Origin of the sequence: Sphingomonas sp. (genome assembly GCF_036387535.1) — a bacterium.
Classification (GTDB): domain Bacteria; phylum Pseudomonadota; class Alphaproteobacteria; order Sphingomonadales; family Sphingomonadaceae; genus Sphingomonas_R.
In genome coordinates this window covers 1-14741 of record NZ_DASVTO010000103.1, presented here as the reverse complement: position 1 = coordinate 14741, position 14741 = coordinate 1, and the positions used below count along the sequence as shown (strand labels likewise).

18 protein-coding genes are annotated in these 14741 nt (G+C 67.7%); 14 read left to right on the top strand and 4 right to left on the bottom strand.

The genetic code is table 11. The annotated features are described in order from the left end of the window. The first annotated feature begins 43 nt into the window (after positions 1-43). The 6 genes from VF649_RS09660 to VF649_RS09635 are packed head-to-tail and all read left to right on the top strand — an operon-like array spanning position 44 to position 4336. Entirely contained in the window at positions 44-1357 is a 1314-nt protein-coding gene (locus tag VF649_RS09660) for a dicarboxylate/amino acid:cation symporter (protein ID WP_331011747.1), read from the top strand. A 4-nt stretch (positions 1358-1361) separates the two neighbouring features. Beyond that, the gene (locus VF649_RS09655) at positions 1362-2093 is read left to right on the top strand and encodes an alpha/beta fold hydrolase (RefSeq protein WP_414713660.1); all 732 of its coding nucleotides are present in this window, start codon (positions 1362-1364) and stop codon (positions 2091-2093) included. After that, a complete protein-coding gene (locus VF649_RS09650) occupies positions 2090-2758 on the top strand; it encodes a tetratricopeptide repeat protein (RefSeq protein ID WP_331011746.1) in 669 nt (222 codons plus the stop codon). The genes VF649_RS09655 and VF649_RS09650 overlap by 4 nt, the downstream gene beginning before the upstream one ends. A gap of 44 nt (positions 2759-2802) precedes the next feature. Continuing rightward, on the top strand, positions 2803-3216 hold the full coding sequence (locus tag VF649_RS09645; RefSeq protein WP_331011745.1) for a VOC family protein: 414 nt from the start codon (positions 2803-2805) through the stop codon (positions 3214-3216). 1 nt (position 3217) lies between these two features. Further along, positions 3218-3946: a hydroxyacylglutathione hydrolase gene (gloB, locus tag VF649_RS09640; RefSeq protein WP_331011744.1), complete on the top strand. Its 729-nt coding sequence runs from the start codon at positions 3218-3220 to the stop codon at positions 3944-3946. An 18-nt stretch (positions 3947-3964) separates the two neighbouring features. Beyond that, positions 3965-4336 carry a hypothetical protein gene (locus VF649_RS09635; protein ID WP_331011743.1) on the top strand — a complete coding sequence of 124 codons (372 nt, stop codon included), beginning with the start codon at positions 3965-3967 and terminating at the stop codon, positions 4334-4336. A gap of 2 nt (positions 4337-4338) precedes the next feature. On the opposite strand, the gene VF649_RS09630 is transcribed toward VF649_RS09635, so the two are convergent. The 3 genes from VF649_RS09630 to ykgO form a co-directional block, all read right to left on the bottom strand. Next, positions 4339-6114 (bottom strand): AMP-dependent synthetase/ligase, encoded by a 1776-nt coding sequence (locus VF649_RS09630; RefSeq protein WP_331011742.1) that lies wholly within the window; start codon positions 6112-6114, stop codon positions 4339-4341. Positions 6115-6188: 74 nt separating this feature from the next. Continuing rightward, complete coding sequence (locus tag VF649_RS09625; protein ID WP_331011741.1) at positions 6189-7217, bottom strand: quinone-dependent dihydroorotate dehydrogenase; 1029 nt, start codon at positions 7215-7217, stop codon at positions 6189-6191. A gap of 164 nt (positions 7218-7381) precedes the next feature. Further along, entirely contained in the window at positions 7382-7507 is a 126-nt protein-coding gene (ykgO, locus tag VF649_RS09620; RefSeq protein ID WP_004210176.1) for a type B 50S ribosomal protein L36, read from the bottom strand. A 166-nt stretch (positions 7508-7673) separates the two neighbouring features. Between ykgO and VF649_RS09615 the strand changes: the two genes are divergently transcribed. The 5 genes from VF649_RS09615 to VF649_RS09595 all read left to right on the top strand — a co-directional run bounded on the left by VF649_RS09615 (position 7674) and on the right by VF649_RS09595 (position 11814). Then, a complete protein-coding gene (locus tag VF649_RS09615) occupies positions 7674-8297 on the top strand; it encodes a DUF4136 domain-containing protein (RefSeq protein WP_331011740.1) in 624 nt (207 codons plus the stop codon). Continuing rightward, complete coding sequence (locus tag VF649_RS09610) at positions 8294-9442, top strand: M14 family metallopeptidase (protein WP_331011739.1); 1149 nt, start codon at positions 8294-8296, stop codon at positions 9440-9442. Before VF649_RS09615 ends, VF649_RS09610 begins: the two co-directional genes overlap by 4 nt. A gap of 12 nt (positions 9443-9454) precedes the next feature. Then, complete coding sequence (gpmA, locus tag VF649_RS09605) at positions 9455-10150, top strand: 2,3-diphosphoglycerate-dependent phosphoglycerate mutase (RefSeq protein ID WP_331011738.1); 696 nt, start codon at positions 9455-9457, stop codon at positions 10148-10150. Between the two features lie 102 nt (positions 10151-10252). Next, positions 10253-10750, top strand: coding sequence for a 5-(carboxyamino)imidazole ribonucleotide mutase (gene purE / locus VF649_RS09600; RefSeq protein ID WP_331011737.1), 498 nt, complete (start codon positions 10253-10255; stop codon positions 10748-10750). After that, entirely contained in the window at positions 10747-11814 is a 1068-nt protein-coding gene (locus VF649_RS09595; protein ID WP_331011736.1) for a 5-(carboxyamino)imidazole ribonucleotide synthase, read from the top strand. Before purE ends, VF649_RS09595 begins: the two co-directional genes overlap by 4 nt. 71 nt (positions 11815-11885) lie before the next feature. Here the strand turns inward: VF649_RS09595 and VF649_RS09590 are convergent, their stop codons facing one another. Beyond that, positions 11886-12974 carry an alkene reductase gene (locus VF649_RS09590; RefSeq protein ID WP_331011735.1) on the bottom strand — a complete coding sequence of 363 codons (1089 nt, stop codon included), beginning with the start codon at positions 12972-12974 and terminating at the stop codon, positions 11886-11888. A 158-nt stretch (positions 12975-13132) separates the two neighbouring features. Between VF649_RS09590 and VF649_RS09585 the strand changes: the two genes are divergently transcribed. The 3 genes from VF649_RS09585 to VF649_RS09575 form a co-directional block, all read left to right on the top strand. After that, positions 13133-13831: a COQ9 family protein gene (locus VF649_RS09585; RefSeq protein WP_331011734.1), complete on the top strand. Its 699-nt coding sequence runs from the start codon at positions 13133-13135 to the stop codon at positions 13829-13831. Between the two features lie 75 nt (positions 13832-13906). Next, a complete protein-coding gene (locus tag VF649_RS09580) occupies positions 13907-14158 on the top strand; it encodes a FeoA family protein (RefSeq protein ID WP_331011733.1) in 252 nt (83 codons plus the stop codon). Next, on the top strand, positions 14155-14741 hold a 587-nt coding region (locus tag VF649_RS09575; RefSeq protein WP_331011732.1), incomplete at its 3' end, for a FeoB small GTPase domain-containing protein. The genes VF649_RS09580 and VF649_RS09575, both read left to right, overlap by 4 nt.

Sequence of the window (14741 nt, the reverse complement as noted above, 5' to 3'; positions counted from 1 at the left end):
GCCTTTCCCGCCTTATCGGCGTCTTCTCAACCGGAGCATCGTCTTGGCGAAACGCCTCACTCTCTACATCCTGATCGGCATGATCCTCGGCATCGTCGTCGGGTTCGTCCTCAACCTGACGATCACCGATCCGGACCGGCTGAAGGGTATTGCCGACGGGTTCACGATCGTCACCGACATCTTCCTGCGCCTGATCAAGATGATCATCGCGCCGCTGGTGTTTTCCACCCTGGTCGTGGGCATCGCGCATATGGGCGACACCGCGGCGCTCGGGCGGATCGGGGCGCGGACGATGTTGTGGTTCATCTCCGCCACGATCGTGTCGCTCACGCTGGGCCTGATCCTGGTCAATCTGCTTGGGCCGGGGCGCGGGCTGTCCCTGCCGCTACCGCCCGTTACCGAGACGCTGGGCCTGGATGCCAAGGGCTTCAACCTTCATGATTTCCTGACGCATATCGTGCCGACCTCGATCTTCGACGCGATGGCGAAGAACGACATCCTGCCGATTGTCGTTTTCTCGCTGTTCGTGGGCGTCGCGCTGACCGCGATCGGCGAGAAAGCGGCACCGATCGTGCGGGGGGTCGAATCGCTGGTCGCGTTGATGCTGCAGATCACCGATTATGTGATGCGCGTGGCCCCGCTGGCGGTGTTCGCGGCGATCACCCATGCGGTGGCGGTCAACGGGCTCGGGATTCTCCTGACCTTCGGGAAGTTCATCGGCAGCTTCTATCTCGGCCTGGCCGTGCTGTGGGCGACGCTGTTCCTGGCGGCGCGGCTGTTCATCGGGCCGAGCACCGGGCTGCTGATCCGCTATATCCGCGAACCGATCCTGCTCGCTTTCTCGACGGCATCGTCCGAAGCTGCCTACCCCCGGACGCTGGAGGCGCTCGACCGGTTCGGTGTCCCGCGTCGCATCGCCAGCTTCGTGCTGCCGCTCGGCTATTCGTTCAACCTGGACGGATCGATGATGTACATGACGTTCGCGACGCTGTTCATCGCGCAGCTGTACGGTATCGACATCTCGATCGGGCAGCAGATCACGATGGTGCTGATCCTGATGATCACGTCGAAGGGCATGGCGGGCGTGCCGCGCGCCAGCCTGGTCGTCATTTCCGCGGTGATGGGTCATTTCGGCATTCCCGAAGCGGGGCTGGTCCTGATCCTGGCGGTCGACCAGTTCCTCGATATGGGCCGGTCCGGCACCAACGTGGTCGGCAACGCCATCGCGACCGCGGTCGTCGCCAAATGGGAAGGCCAGCTGGAGGTGCGCGAACCCGCCGAGATCGAGCCCCCGCATGCGCCCACCCACACGCCGCAGGCGGGCCGCGCGGGGCTTGATCCCGATCCGAACGGCTGAGGTCGTGCCGCGCTTCACCCGCCCCGATCGCCCGGCGATCGCCTATGATTACCGCCCGGGCCGCGGGCCTGTACTGATGTTCCTGCCCGGCTACATGTCGGACATGACCGGGTCGAAGGCGCTTGCGCTGGACCAGTGGGCGGCCGGGCAGGGGCGGGCGATGCTGCGGCTGGATTATGCCGGTTGCGGGGCCAGCGAGGGCCGGTTCGAGGATCAGACGCTGGCCGACTGGCGCGACGACGTGCTGGCCCTGATCGACCATGTCGTCGCCGGCCCGGTGCTGCTGGTAGGATCATCGATGGGCGGCTGGCTGATGCTGCTTGCCGCCCTGGCGCGGCCGGACCGGATCGTGGGGCTTGTCGGGATCGCCGCTGCGCCGGATTTTACCGAGTGGGGGTTCGATGCCGCCGCGCGCGGCGCGCTGGTCCGGGATGGCCGCATCGTCGAGCCGTCCGGATATGGTGATGCGGCGTACGTCACGACCCGCGCCTTCTGGGACAGCGGGCAGGCGGCGCGGCTGCTGAATGACGGCATCGCGATCGACGCACCCGTCCGGCTGCTGCACGGGCAGGCTGATCCCGACGTGCCCTGTGCGATCGCGCTACGGCTGGCCGCCGCGCTTCGTTCAGCCGACGTGCAGACGCTGTTGATCAAGGATGGCGACCACCGACTGTCGCGACCGCAGGACATCGCGCTGCTGATCGCGACGGTCGCCCGCCTGCTGGACACGCCATGATCGCCTTTCTCCTCCTGCTTCAGGCCGCCACGACCCCGGCGGGGCCGCCATCGCCCGTCAATCCCACGGCCAGGCGGTTCGATGCCTGTGCCGCGCTGGTGAAGACCGACGCCGCCGCGGCCGTGGCGGAAGGCGAGCGCTGGTCCAGGGAAAGCGGCGGGGGATTGCCGGCCCGGTTGTGCGTGGGGCTGGCCTATGTCGCGCAGTCGCGCTGGGCACCGGCCGAAATCGCCTTTGCACAGGCCGCGGCGCAGGCCGAGGAGCAGCGCGACGGCCGCGCGGCGGGGCTGTGGGTGCAGGCGGCCAATGCCGCGCTGGCCGGCGACGATGCGGCCAAGGCGCGCGCCGATCTCGACCGGGCGATCGCATTGCCGGTCTTGAGCGATGTCATGCGCGGGGAGGCGTATCTGGACCGCGCCCGCGCCGGGGTGGCGCTGGGCGATCTCGCCACCGCGCGCGGCGATCTGGATCAGGCGGTGAAACTGGTGCCGAACGATCCGCTCGGCTGGCTCCTGTCCGCGGCGCTTGCACGTCGGCAGGGCGATCATGCCCGCGCGGTGCGTGACCTGGCATCCGCCCGCACGCTGGACTCCGGGGCGCCGGAAATCTCGGAGGAAGCCGCGCGGATCGCGGCGATGCCGACGCCGCCCGCATCGGGCCGCTGAACCGCGCATGTTGCAGATGCCGCCGTGCGCCCTAGATAGTTGCGATGCGCTATCTCCACACCATGATCCGCGTGTCCGACCCGGACGCCACCATCCGCTTCTTCAACCTGCTCGGCCTGACCGAAGTCCGCAGGATGGAGAATGAGAAGGGGCGGTTCACGCTGATCTTTCTCGCCGCACCGGGGCAGGAGGATGTGCAGGTCGAACTCACCCATAATTGGGACCCTGAGGAGTATGCCGGCGGTCGCAATTTCGGCCACCTCGCCTATCAGGTCGACGACATCTACGCGACCTGCCAGACGCTGATGGATGCGGGCGTCACCATCAATCGCCCGCCGCGCGACGGGCATATGGCGTTCGTGAAGACGCCGGACGGAATCTCGATCGAACTGCTCCAGAAGGGCAGTCTGGCGCCGGCCGAACCCTGGGCGTCGATGCCGAATACCGGCAGCTGGTGAGATGATCGAGGTCGTCTGCGTCCCCGCGCTCAGCGACAACTATATCTGGCTGCTGCACGATGACCGCAGCGGTGACACCGTGGTGGTCGATCCCGGTGCGGCCGGTCCGGTGCTGGCCGCGGCGTCCGCGCGGGGCTGGACGATCGGTCAGATCTGGATCACGCACTGGCATGGCGACCATGTCGACGGGAATGCCGCGATCAAGGCGGCGACCGGCTGCACCATCACCGGTCCGGCCGCGGAGGCCGACCGGATCCCGACGCTCGACCGCGGGGTGGCCGAGGGCGATACGGTCCGGATCGGCGCGGTTGCCGCGACCGTGCTGGAACTGCCCGCGCACACTGCCGGGCATATCGGGTTCCACCTGGCCGAGCCCGCCATGCTGTTTTCGGGCGATGTGATCTTCGCGATGGGATGCGGGCGGTTGTTCGAAGGAACGGCGGCGCAGATGCACCGCGCGCTCGGCCGGATCGCCGCGCTCGATCCCGATACGCGCATCTATGGCGCGCATGAATATACCGCATCCAACGCCCGCTTCGCGCTGGTGACCGAACCGGACAATGCCGCGATCCGGGACCGCGCGGCCGCAGTCAAGGCGTTGCGGGCGGTGGGTCGGCCGACGCTGCCGACGACGGTCGGGTTGGAACGGGCGACCAATCCCTTCGTTCGTTCTCCCGACGTTGCGACACTGGCCGCGCGGCGGACCGCCAAGGATGCGTTTCGCGGTTGAGCTTACGGGAGTGATGCCATGCGTGTGCCGATGATCCTGACCCTGGCGGTGCTGGCGCTGGCCCGTCCCGCGCTGGCCGATCCGAAGCTGGACAAGGCGCTGACCGGCAAGGTCGCAGGCAAGCCGGTCGACTGCATTTCGCTGCCGCGTGTGCGATCCTCGACGACTTTCACCAAGCCGGACAGCATCCTCTACCGCGTCGGGCGCGTCAGCTATCTTAACCAGCCGGCGGGCGGTTGCGGCTTTCGGATGGATCCGATCATCGTTTCGCGTACGCCCACCACGCAATTATGCCGGGGTGACATCATTTCCGTCGTCGATCGCGGCAGCCGCATTCCGATGGGGTCCTGCGGTCTCGGGTCCTTCACCCCTTACACCGCCGCCAAATAGCGTCACCTGCGGTAGAGCGCGTCCAGCCGCGCGCCATAGCGTTTGCGGATGACATGGCGCCGGATCTTCATTGACGGCGTGAGTTCCTCATTTTCGATCGTGAAGGGCTCGTCGGCGATCGCGATCCGGCGGACCTTTTCCGTGACCGACAGGCCGGCATTCACCCGGTCGACCGCAGCCGACAGGGCACGGGTGAAATCCGGGTCGTCGTGCAGCCCGGCGAGGGGTCTGTTCCGCGCCTCGGCCCATTCGCGCGCCCAGTCGGCATCGGGGACCACCAGTGCGACGACGTGCGGGCGCTGATCGCCATAGACCATCGCCTGTACGATCTCGGGTTCCAGGGTCAGCATGCCTTCCACGCGCTGCGGGGCGACATTCTCGCCCTTGTCGTTGATCAGCAGGTCTTTCTTGCGATCGGTGATGACCACGCGGCCGGCGTCGTCGATATGGCCGATGTCCCCGGTATGCAGCCAGCCATCGATCAGGACGCGTGCGGTTTCGGCCGGATTGCGCCAATAGCCGTGCATCACGCATTCGCCGCGGACCAGGATCTCGCCATCGTCGGCGATCCGCACCTCGGTGCCCTTCAACGGCGGGCCAACCGTGTCCATCTTGATCCCCGCCGATGGGCGGTTGCACGAAATCACCGGCGCCGCTTCGGTCTGGCCATAGCCCTGCAACAGCGTCACGCCGAGCGCGGTGAAGAAGCGGCCGACTTCCGGGTTGAGCGGCGCGCCGCCCGACACCATCGCCTTCAGCCGCCCGCCGAAGCGTTGTGCGATCCTGGGGCGGAGCGTCCGCGACAGGATCAGCTCCATCGGCAGATCGCGCCAGCGACGGTCGCGTCCGCCGATCTCCAGCGCCCGCGCCATCAGGTAATTGGGCAGCCGTCCCTGTTTCCCGACCTGTTTCAGGATCCGCGTGCGCAACACCTCGAACAATCGCGGCACCACGACCATGATCGTCGGGCGGACCTCCTCGATATTGCTGGCGAGCTTCTCCAGCCCTTCGGAATAATAGATCTGCCCGCCCAGCCCGATCGGGAAGAACTGGCCTCCGCTATGTTCATAGGCATGGCTGAGCGGCAGGAAGGACAGGAACACCTCCTCGTCCCAGCCGAAATCCTCCGCGATGACGGTGGTGCAGCCGGCGACATTATGCAGGATCGCGCCGTGATGCTGGCGCACCCCGCGCGGCGCGCCACCGGTGCCGGATGTGTAGATGATGCAGGCGAGATCGTCGCGCGTGAAATCCGCCGCCGCGGCGCAGGCGGCGACATCGGCGGTCCGGGCGGCGATCAGGCCGCGCCAGTCCGCAAAGCGGACATTACCGGCCTGTTGCCCCACGCCCAGCGGTTCGATCCCGATGATGATGTCGCAATGCGTCGACCGCAGCACCGCCGGCAGCAGCGTGCGTGCCAGCTTCGCCGTTGATACGATCACCGCGCGCGCGCCGCTATCGCCCAGGATGTGGGCATGATCGCGTTCGGTATTGGTGGTGTAGGTGGGCACGGTGATGCACCCCGCCGCCATGATCGCCAGATCGGCGATGCACCATTCGGGGCGATTTTCCGACACCAGCATCACGCGATCGCCGCGCGCCAGCCCCAGCCGCGCCAGCGCCGCCGCCAGCGCCGCCACCTGCTTCGCCGCCATGGTCCAGCTGGTCGCGACCCAGGCACCATCCTGCTTTGCCCACAGGAACGGCGCATCGCCGCGCTCGCCGGCGCGCGTGAAGAACATCGTCACCAGATTGGGAAAGACTTCCAGTTCGCGCATGCCCGCTCCTGCCGGCCCTATCCGCGAGCCTTTCGTTGCCGCGATTCTAACCCCGGCCGGCGAGGCGGAAAAGCCTAATCGCCTGCCGTGCCCACGGCTTCCGAAATGTTGCGGAACCCATCCCGCGCCAACAGCGCCGGCAATTCGCGGACGATTCGTCGCGCCAGGCCGGGCCCTTCGTAGATCAATGCCGAATAGATCTGCACCAGCGCCGCCCCCGCGCGGATGCGGGCAAAAGCGTCCGTCGCCGAGGCGATCCCGCCAGCCCCGATCAGCGGCAGCGCGCCGCCGGTCGCCACCCGGAAATCCCGAAGCCGCCGGAGCGCGAGATCGCGCAGCGGCGCACCGGACAGGCCGCCCGCCTCCACCGCCCTTGCCGATCGCAGCGGCGGGCGCGCGATTGTCGTGTTGGACACGATCAGCGCGTCGATTCCGCTGTCGATCGCCGCCCGGGCGATCCCGTCGATCTGCGCCGTGTCCAGATCGGGCGCGACTTTCAGGAACACCGGTACCGCACCGCGCGCCGACCGGACGGCCGAGAGCAACGTGTCCAGCTCGGTCCCGCTCTGCAGGCCGCGCAGGCCCGGCGTGTTGGGCGAGCTGATGTTGACGGTCACATAATCCGCGACGGCCGACGCCCGCGCGACCCCGGCGGCATAATCGGCGATCCGGTCGGCGGCGTCCTTGTTCGCGCCGACATTGACGCCGACGATCCCGCGCGGCCGCCGCGCCTTCAGCCGCGCGAGTCCGGCGTCCAGCCCGCCATTGTTGAACCCCATCCGGTTGATGACCGCGCGGTCTTCGGCCAGGCGGAACAGCCGCGGGCGCGGGTTGCCGGGCTGGGGCAGCGGCGTCATCGTCCCGACCTCGACAAAACCGAAACCGAGCGTGAGGAAGCCGGACGGCGCCACCGCATCCTTGTCGACGCCCGCCGCAAGCCCGATCGGATTGGGAAAATCGAGCCCGGCTACGGTCGATGCCAGGCTGGAATCGACCGTCGGGGTGCGTTCCGGCAGCCGGGCCAGCCCCAGCATGGTCAGGGCATGGGCGCGTTCCGCCTCGATACGGAACAGGACGGGGCGGACAAGATCGAAGGCGCGCATGCCAGCGCTATGACAGGCTGCGCAGGGTCTCGCCAGAGCGTGCCGCGAATCGCGGATCTCGGTCGCGGTTCATGCGCGACACACGGAAAATCCGGAAAGCACCCGTCGGTGCCCCCGGACTCAACTTCAGATCACCCCGGCCGATCCGGCCGGAGTCAGCGCTATCAGCCCTGGCGCGCCTTGAACCGGCGGTTGGTCTTGTTGATGACATATGTGCGCCCACGGCGACGGATCACGCGATTGTCGCGATGCCGGCCCTTGAGGGACTTGAGCGAATTGCGGATCTTCATGGCCGGACGCGCCTTGTCTGTCTTATCGGTTTCTCGGACTGAGGCGCCCCCCTATGCGGCGCTCCGCCACGAGTCAAGGTAAAGGCAGCAAAGTCCCGCTTGACGACGCCGCGCCACCTGCCACTGAGGACGGGACAGGGTGTGACGACGCGTGAGGATCGCCAAGATGAATCGAACCATGATCCGGCCGATCGGCCGCCTGACCGCGCTGGCGGCACTGGGTGCGCTGGCGGCCTGTGCCAGCCCGCGCCCGGAAACCCGCGTGACCCGCTTTCACCTGAACCAGCCGATCGCGCCCGGCGAAATCGCGATCGAACCGCGCGATCCCCGCATGGCCGGCGGATTGGAGTTCCAATCCTATGCCGGTGCGGTGGGGGCGGAACTGACCCGGCTGGGCTTCCGTGTCGCGCCCGGCGTCGCGCGCTCCGAACTTGTCGCGGTGGTCGATCTGAACCGCACCACGCGGGAAAGCGGCCCGGAACGCTCGCCGGTTTCGATCGGGCTTGGCGCCGGCGGCGGGACCGGCGGATGGCGGGGCGGCGGAGTCGGGCTGGGCGGGGGCATCAGCTTCCCGGTGGGCAAGGCGCGCTCGCGCTATGTCACGATCACCGAGATGAAGGTCTTGTTGAAGCGCCGGTCCGACGGCACCGCCATCTGGGAAGGCACCGCGCAGCAGGCCGCACGGTCCGACGCGCCCGCCGCCGATGCGACCGCCGCCGCCCGCGCGCTGTCCGCCGCGCTGTTCCAGGGCTTTCCCGGCGAATCGGGCCGCACTATCACCATCCGATGACAGCCATGATCCATGCCCGCTTCGACAGCGGCAACATCCGTGTCCTCGACCAGCGCGGCGACGTCTTCGACCTGGAGATCGTCGCCGACCGCGATTCGGACTTTTACCAGTGGTTTCACTTTCGCCTGTCCGGCGCCGCCGGGCGCGCGGTGACGCTGCGCATCCTGAACACCAGGGGGTCAGCCTATCCCGGCGGCTGGCCGAACTACGCCGCACGCGTTTCGGAAGACCGGATCGACTGGCGACAGGCGCCGACGACCTATACCGACGACGTGCTTGAAATTCGCTACACGCCCGCCAGCGACGGCGCGTGGTTCGCCTATTTCGCGCCCTATGCCATGGAACGGCATCATGACCTGATCGCGCGGACCGCGATGACGCCGGGCGTCACGGCGCGCGTGCTGGGCTATTCGCTCGACGGGCAGACGATCGATTGCGTCGAACTGGGCGACGGGCTGCTGCAGGTCTGGCTCTATGGCCGTCAGCATCCCGGCGAGACGATGGCCGAGTGGTGGATGGAAGGCGCGCTGGACATGCTGACCGACCCGCATGCGCCGATCGCGCGGGCGCTGCGCCAGCGTTGTACCTTTCACGTCGTGCCGAACATGAACCCGGACGGGTCCTCCCGCGGTCATCTGCGCACCAACGCGGTCGGCACCAACCTGAACCGCGAATGGCATGCGCCGTCGCCGGAACGCAGCCCGGAAGTGCTGTGCGTGCGCGATGCCATGGACGCGACCGGCGTGGATTTCGCGATGGACGTCCACGGCGACGAAGCCATCCCCTATGTCTTCATCGCCGGGTTCGAGGGGATTCCGGCCTGGACCGAGGCGCAGGGTGCGCTCTACACCCGCTACCGCGAGACGCTGGCCCGCCGCACGCCCGATTTCCAGGTGCAGCACGGCTATCCGATCACGGGCCCGGGCCGCGCCAACCTGTCGATGTCCACCAACCAGCTCGCCGAACGCTTCGGCTGCGTCGCGATGACGCTGGAAATGCCGTTCAAGGACAATGACGACCTGCCGGACCCGGATTATGGCTGGTCGCCCGGTCGGTCGATGCGGCTGGCGGAGGATTGCCTTGCGGCCCTATGGGAAATGATCGACGTCCTACCCGCCGCGCCGCGCGGCGGAACCACGCGCTGACGGAGTTCCTGCATGCCGACACTCGTCCTGATCCGCCACGGCCAGTCCGCCTGGAACCTGGAAAACCGCTTCACCGGGTGGTGGGACGTGAACCTGACGGAACTGGGCGTGCAGGAAGCGCAGGAAGCCGGTGCGGCGATGGCGGCGGCGGGGCTGGATTTCGACCTCGCATTCACCAGTGTGCAGACCCGCGCCATCAAGACGCTCAACATCGCGCTGGAGGCGATGGGCCGGCTGTGGTTGCCGGTCGAAAAGGACTGGCGGTTGAACGAGCGCCATTATGGGGGGCTGACCGGGCTCAACAAGGCCGAGACCGCGGCGCTGCACGGCGAGGAACAGGTCCATGTCTGGCGCCGCTCCTTCGATATCCCGCCGCCGGTGTCGGAGGCGGAAAGCGCCTATGACCTGAGCGGCGATCGGCGCTATGCCGGCATCGCGGTCCCGAATACCGAGAGCCTGAAGGACACGATCGCCCGCGTGCTGCCTTATTGGGAGGCGCGGATCGCGCCGGAGCTGCGGGCCGGCAAGCGGGTCGTGATCTCTGCCCATGGCAATTCGCTGCGAGCGCTGGTGAAGCATCTGTCGGGTATTTCCGATGCCGACATCGCGTCGCTGGAGATCCCGACCGGCAAGCCGATCGTCTATCAGCTAGATGACGCGTTGAACGAAGTCGAACATTATTATCTGCATGAGCGTGCGGCTGGATAGCAGGCGTCCACAACCGAACCGTATCCCAGCGCAGGCGGGGATCCAGTTCCAAGCTCCGAACTGGATCCCCGCCTGCGCGGGGATACGGAAAAGGCCAATTGAATGACCGATTCGTCCGTACCTACCCCCCCCATCGGCATCATCATGGGCAGCCGCTCCGACTGGGACACGATGCGCCACGCCGCCGAGACGCTTCTCGCGCTCAATGTGTCGCATGAGGTGAGGGTCGTTTCCGCGCACCGCACGCCGCAGCGGCTCTACGACTATGCCACCACCGCCGCGGCGCGCGGGTTGCGGGTGGTGATCGCGGGCGCGGGCGGCGCGGCGCATCTGCCGGGCATGGCGGCGGCGATGACGCGGTTGCCGGTGCTGGGCGTGCCGGTGGAATCCAAGGCGTTGAGCGGCATGGACAGCCTGTTGTCGATCGTCCAGATGCCGGCCGGCATCCCGGTCGGTACGCTGGCGATCGGCAAGGCGGGCGCAGTGAATGCCGCGTTGCTGGCCGCCGCGATGCTGGCCACCACCGACGCGGCGCTGGCGGACCGGCTGGATGCATGGCGGCAGGCGCAGACCGATGCAGTCGACGAGACGCCGGAATGATCCTGCCGCCGGCCTCCACCATCGGTATCGTCGGCGGCGGCCAGCTTGGCCGGATGCTGGCCGTCGCGGCGTCGCGGTTGGGCTACCGTGTCCACATCTTCGCGCCCGACGCCTATTCCCCGGCGGCGGAGGTCGCCGCGGCGTTCACCCGCGCCGCCTATGACGATGCCGATGCGCTGCGGATTTTTGCCGAGGGCGTCGATGTCGCGACCTATGAGTTCGAGAACATCCCGGTCGCGACGCTGGAGACGTTGGAGCAGCATGTTCCGCTTCACCCCAGTCCGCATGCGATTGCGGTCGCGCAGGACCGGCTGGCGGAAAAGACGTTCGTCGCGGGTCTTGGCGTCCGGGTCGCGCCGTGGGCCCCGGTCGACGATCGCGCGATGCTGACCACCGCGATCGCGCAGGTCGGGACACCCGCGATCCTGAAGACACGTCGTTTCGGCTATGACGGCAAGGGGCAGGGGCGGATCGCCGTGCCCGCCGATGCGGATGCCGCCTGGGATGCGATCGGCGAGCGTCCCGCCGTCCTGGAAGGGCATGTCGCGTTCGACCGGGAATTTTCGGTGCTGCTGTGTCGCGGGATCGATGGCGGCGTCGTGACCTGGGATACGCCCGACAATGTCCATGTCGACGGAATCCTGGCGAAATCGACCGTGCCCGCCACCGGCATCGTCGCGGTACAGGCGGCGGAGGCGACCGCGATCGCCACGCGCATCGCCACCGCGCTCGATTATGTCGGGACGCTGGCCTGTGAATTCTTCGCCGCGCCGGACGGACCGGTCTTCAACGAAATGGCCCCGCGGGTGCACAATAGCGGCCACTGGACGATCGAGGGCGCGCGGACATCGCAGTTCGAGAACCATATCCGGGCGGTGTGCGGCCTGCCGCTGGGCGGAACCGACACCCTGTATCCCCGTGTCGAAATGCAGAATCTGATCGGCGACCAGGCGCATGCCTGGCTCGATATCCTGTCCGACCCTGCGGCCCACCTCCACCTGTACGGCAAGGCGGAAGCCCGGCCGGGGCGGAAGATGGGCCATGTCACGCGCCTGCTGGAATAAGGCTCGCCCCCGGTTGCCAAAATCTTGAGGCCGGCGCGCTTTTCCTGGTGGAAACGAGCCGGCCTTGTCGGTCAGGCGTCGGCGGACTCCAGCGCCGGATAGTCGACATACCCCTCCGGCCCCTGGCTGTACCACGTCCGGGGATTGTCCCGGTTGAGCGGTGCGCCCATGCGCAGCCGTTCGGGAAGATCGGGGTTGGCGAGGAAGGTCCGGCCGAACGCGATGGCGTCGGCAACCCCGGAATCGAGCGCAGCCTGAGCCTTTTCGCGATCGTCATAGTCGGAATTCAGCACCAGCGTGCCGGTGAAGACCTTGCGGATGTCCGGCGACAGTCGTGAAACGTCGGTCTTGCCGAAGGTGCCGTCGGGGCCGGGTTCGCGCAATTCCAGAAAGCCGATGCCGAGGTCGGACAGCATGGCGGCCGCGGCGGTGAACAGCGGCTGCGGATTGCTGTCGTCGACGCCCTGCGAATCGCCATTGGGGGACAGGCGCACGCTGGTGCGGCCGGCGCCGGCGACCGCGATCACGCGCTCGGTCACTTCCCGCAGCAGGCGGATGCGGTTTTCGATGCTGCCGCCATAGCGATCGGTCCGGAAGTTGGCGTTGTCGCGCAGGAACTGGTCGATCAGATAGCCATTGGCAGCATGGATCTGGACCCCGTCAAAGCCAGCGTCGCGCGCGTTCCGGGTGGCGGTCGCATAATCGTCCAGCAACCGCGGGATCTCGCTGAGTTCGAGCGGGCGGGCGGTTTCGAAATCCTGCTTGCCGTCGTAGGTATGCGCCTGGCCGGCGGTCGCGGTGGCCGACGACGAGACCGGCTGCGTCCCGATCACCGAACTATGGACCTGACGCCCCATGTGCCAAAGCTGCGCCACGATCCGGCCACCGGCGGCGTGGACGGCGGCGGTGACGGGCTTCCATGCCTCGACCTGCTCCTGCGACCACAGGCCGGGGGCATAGGGCCAGCCAAGCCCTTCCTGGCTGATCCCCGTCGCTTCGCTGATGATCAGCCCGGCGCTGGCGCGCTGGCGGTAATAGTCGATCATCAATGCGGTCGGGACGTGCGTGCGCGTGGCGCGTCCGCGGGTGAGCGGCGCCATCAGCACGCGATTGGGCGCGGCGATGTCGCCGATCTGGATCGGATCGAACAGGTTCGGCATGGGCTATCCTTCGATGATGACGTTGGACGGCAGATAGGAAGCCGGTGACCGCCCCGCACCACGCCGCACCGCAGAAAAGCTTTTGCCGTACAAAGAAGCCGGCTGGCCGGCATCATCGCCGGCTTGGTGTTGCACGGGCTTCGTCCTATGATCGGGTGATGACCGACAGCACCCTGAATCCGGCGGACGCGCCCGACGCCCTTTCCCCCGATGCGATGACGCTGGACGAACTGCGTGTCGCGCTGGCGCCGATCCTGCCGTTCCATGCCGCGTTCGATGGCTGGGGCGCGGAGGCACTGGCGCAGGCGGCGCAGGAACTGGGTGTTCCCGCCGACCGTGCGGCGTTGGCATTCCCCGACGGCGCGATCGGCATGATCGATGCCTGGTTCGCGGCGATCGATGCCGACATGGCGGTACGCGCACCGGCGCCGATGCTGGCGGCGCGCAAGATTCGAGACCGGATCACGCGGCTGGTGTCCGCGCGGCTCGACGCGATGGAGATGCACCGGGAGGCGTTGCGGCGGGCGCTGGCGATCCTGGCGATGCCGCAAAATGCGCTTCGTGCGGCCCGACTCGGCTGGCGCGCGGCGGATGCGATGTGGCGGCTGGCGGGGGATACCGCGGTCGACCTGTCGCATTATACCAAGCGGCTGACCCTGGCGGGGGTCTATGCCACGACGATCCTGGTGTTCGTCGATGACGCGAGCGAGGACTTTGGCGACACGCGCGCCTTCCTGGATCGCCGGATCGCGGGCGTGATGCGGTTCGAACGGGTCAAGGCGCAGCTGAAGCCCGACACCGATCGCATGTTCAGCCCGGTCCGGTTCCTGGGGCGGTTGCGGTATCCGGCATCCTGACGACCGCCCGACGATGGGGCTGGCATTTCCTTGTGAGTAATGATAATCGTTCGCAAGAAAATGTGAATGGACGCCATGCGCCTGAACGATTTGCCTCCCCATGAAGCCGCGACGATCCGGGTGATCGACTGGTCCGCGCTGAAGGCCAGCGAGGCACGGCGGATGCGCGAACTGGGCTTCGACGAAGGTGTGCGGGTCGAGACGCTGCACCGCGGGCCGGTGGGCATGGATCCGATCGCATGCCGGGTCGGCCGGATGACGATCGCCTTGCGCCGGGCGACCGCCGCGGCGGTGTCGGTCGATCCGTACCCCATGGCGGCGGAGTGAACCCGGCACCGCTGGTCGCGCTCGTCGGAAATCCGAATGCCGGCAAGAGCGCGCTGTTCAACGCGCTGACCGGTGCGCGGCAGAAGGTCGGCAACTATCCCGGCGTCACCGTGGAACGGAAATCGGGGCGGATGGCGTTGCCCGATGGCCGTCCGGTGGAACTGGTCGACCTGCCCGGCACCTACAGCCTGGATCCCGCCAGCCCCGATGAACAGGTGACGCGCGACGTCGTGGTCGGTCGCCAGGAAGGCGAGCGACTGCCGTCGGCGCTGGTGGTCGTGCTGGACGCGACCAATCTCGACAATCATCTGCGCTTCGCACTCCAGCTGATCGCGCTCGGTCTGCCGGTGGTGGTGGCGCTGAACATGGTCGACATGGCGAAGCGCGACGGGCTGACCATTGATGTCGCGGCGCTGTCCGCGGCGCTCGGCGTACCTGTGGTGGAAACGGTCGCGGTCCGGCGGCAGGGGATGGACGCGCTGAAGACCGCGTTGGCCGATGTGGTCGGCGATGGCACGCGCACCGTCCGGGCCGGCGCGCCGCCCGAACAGGACATCATCAGCCTGCAGCGCCGCGCCCGTGC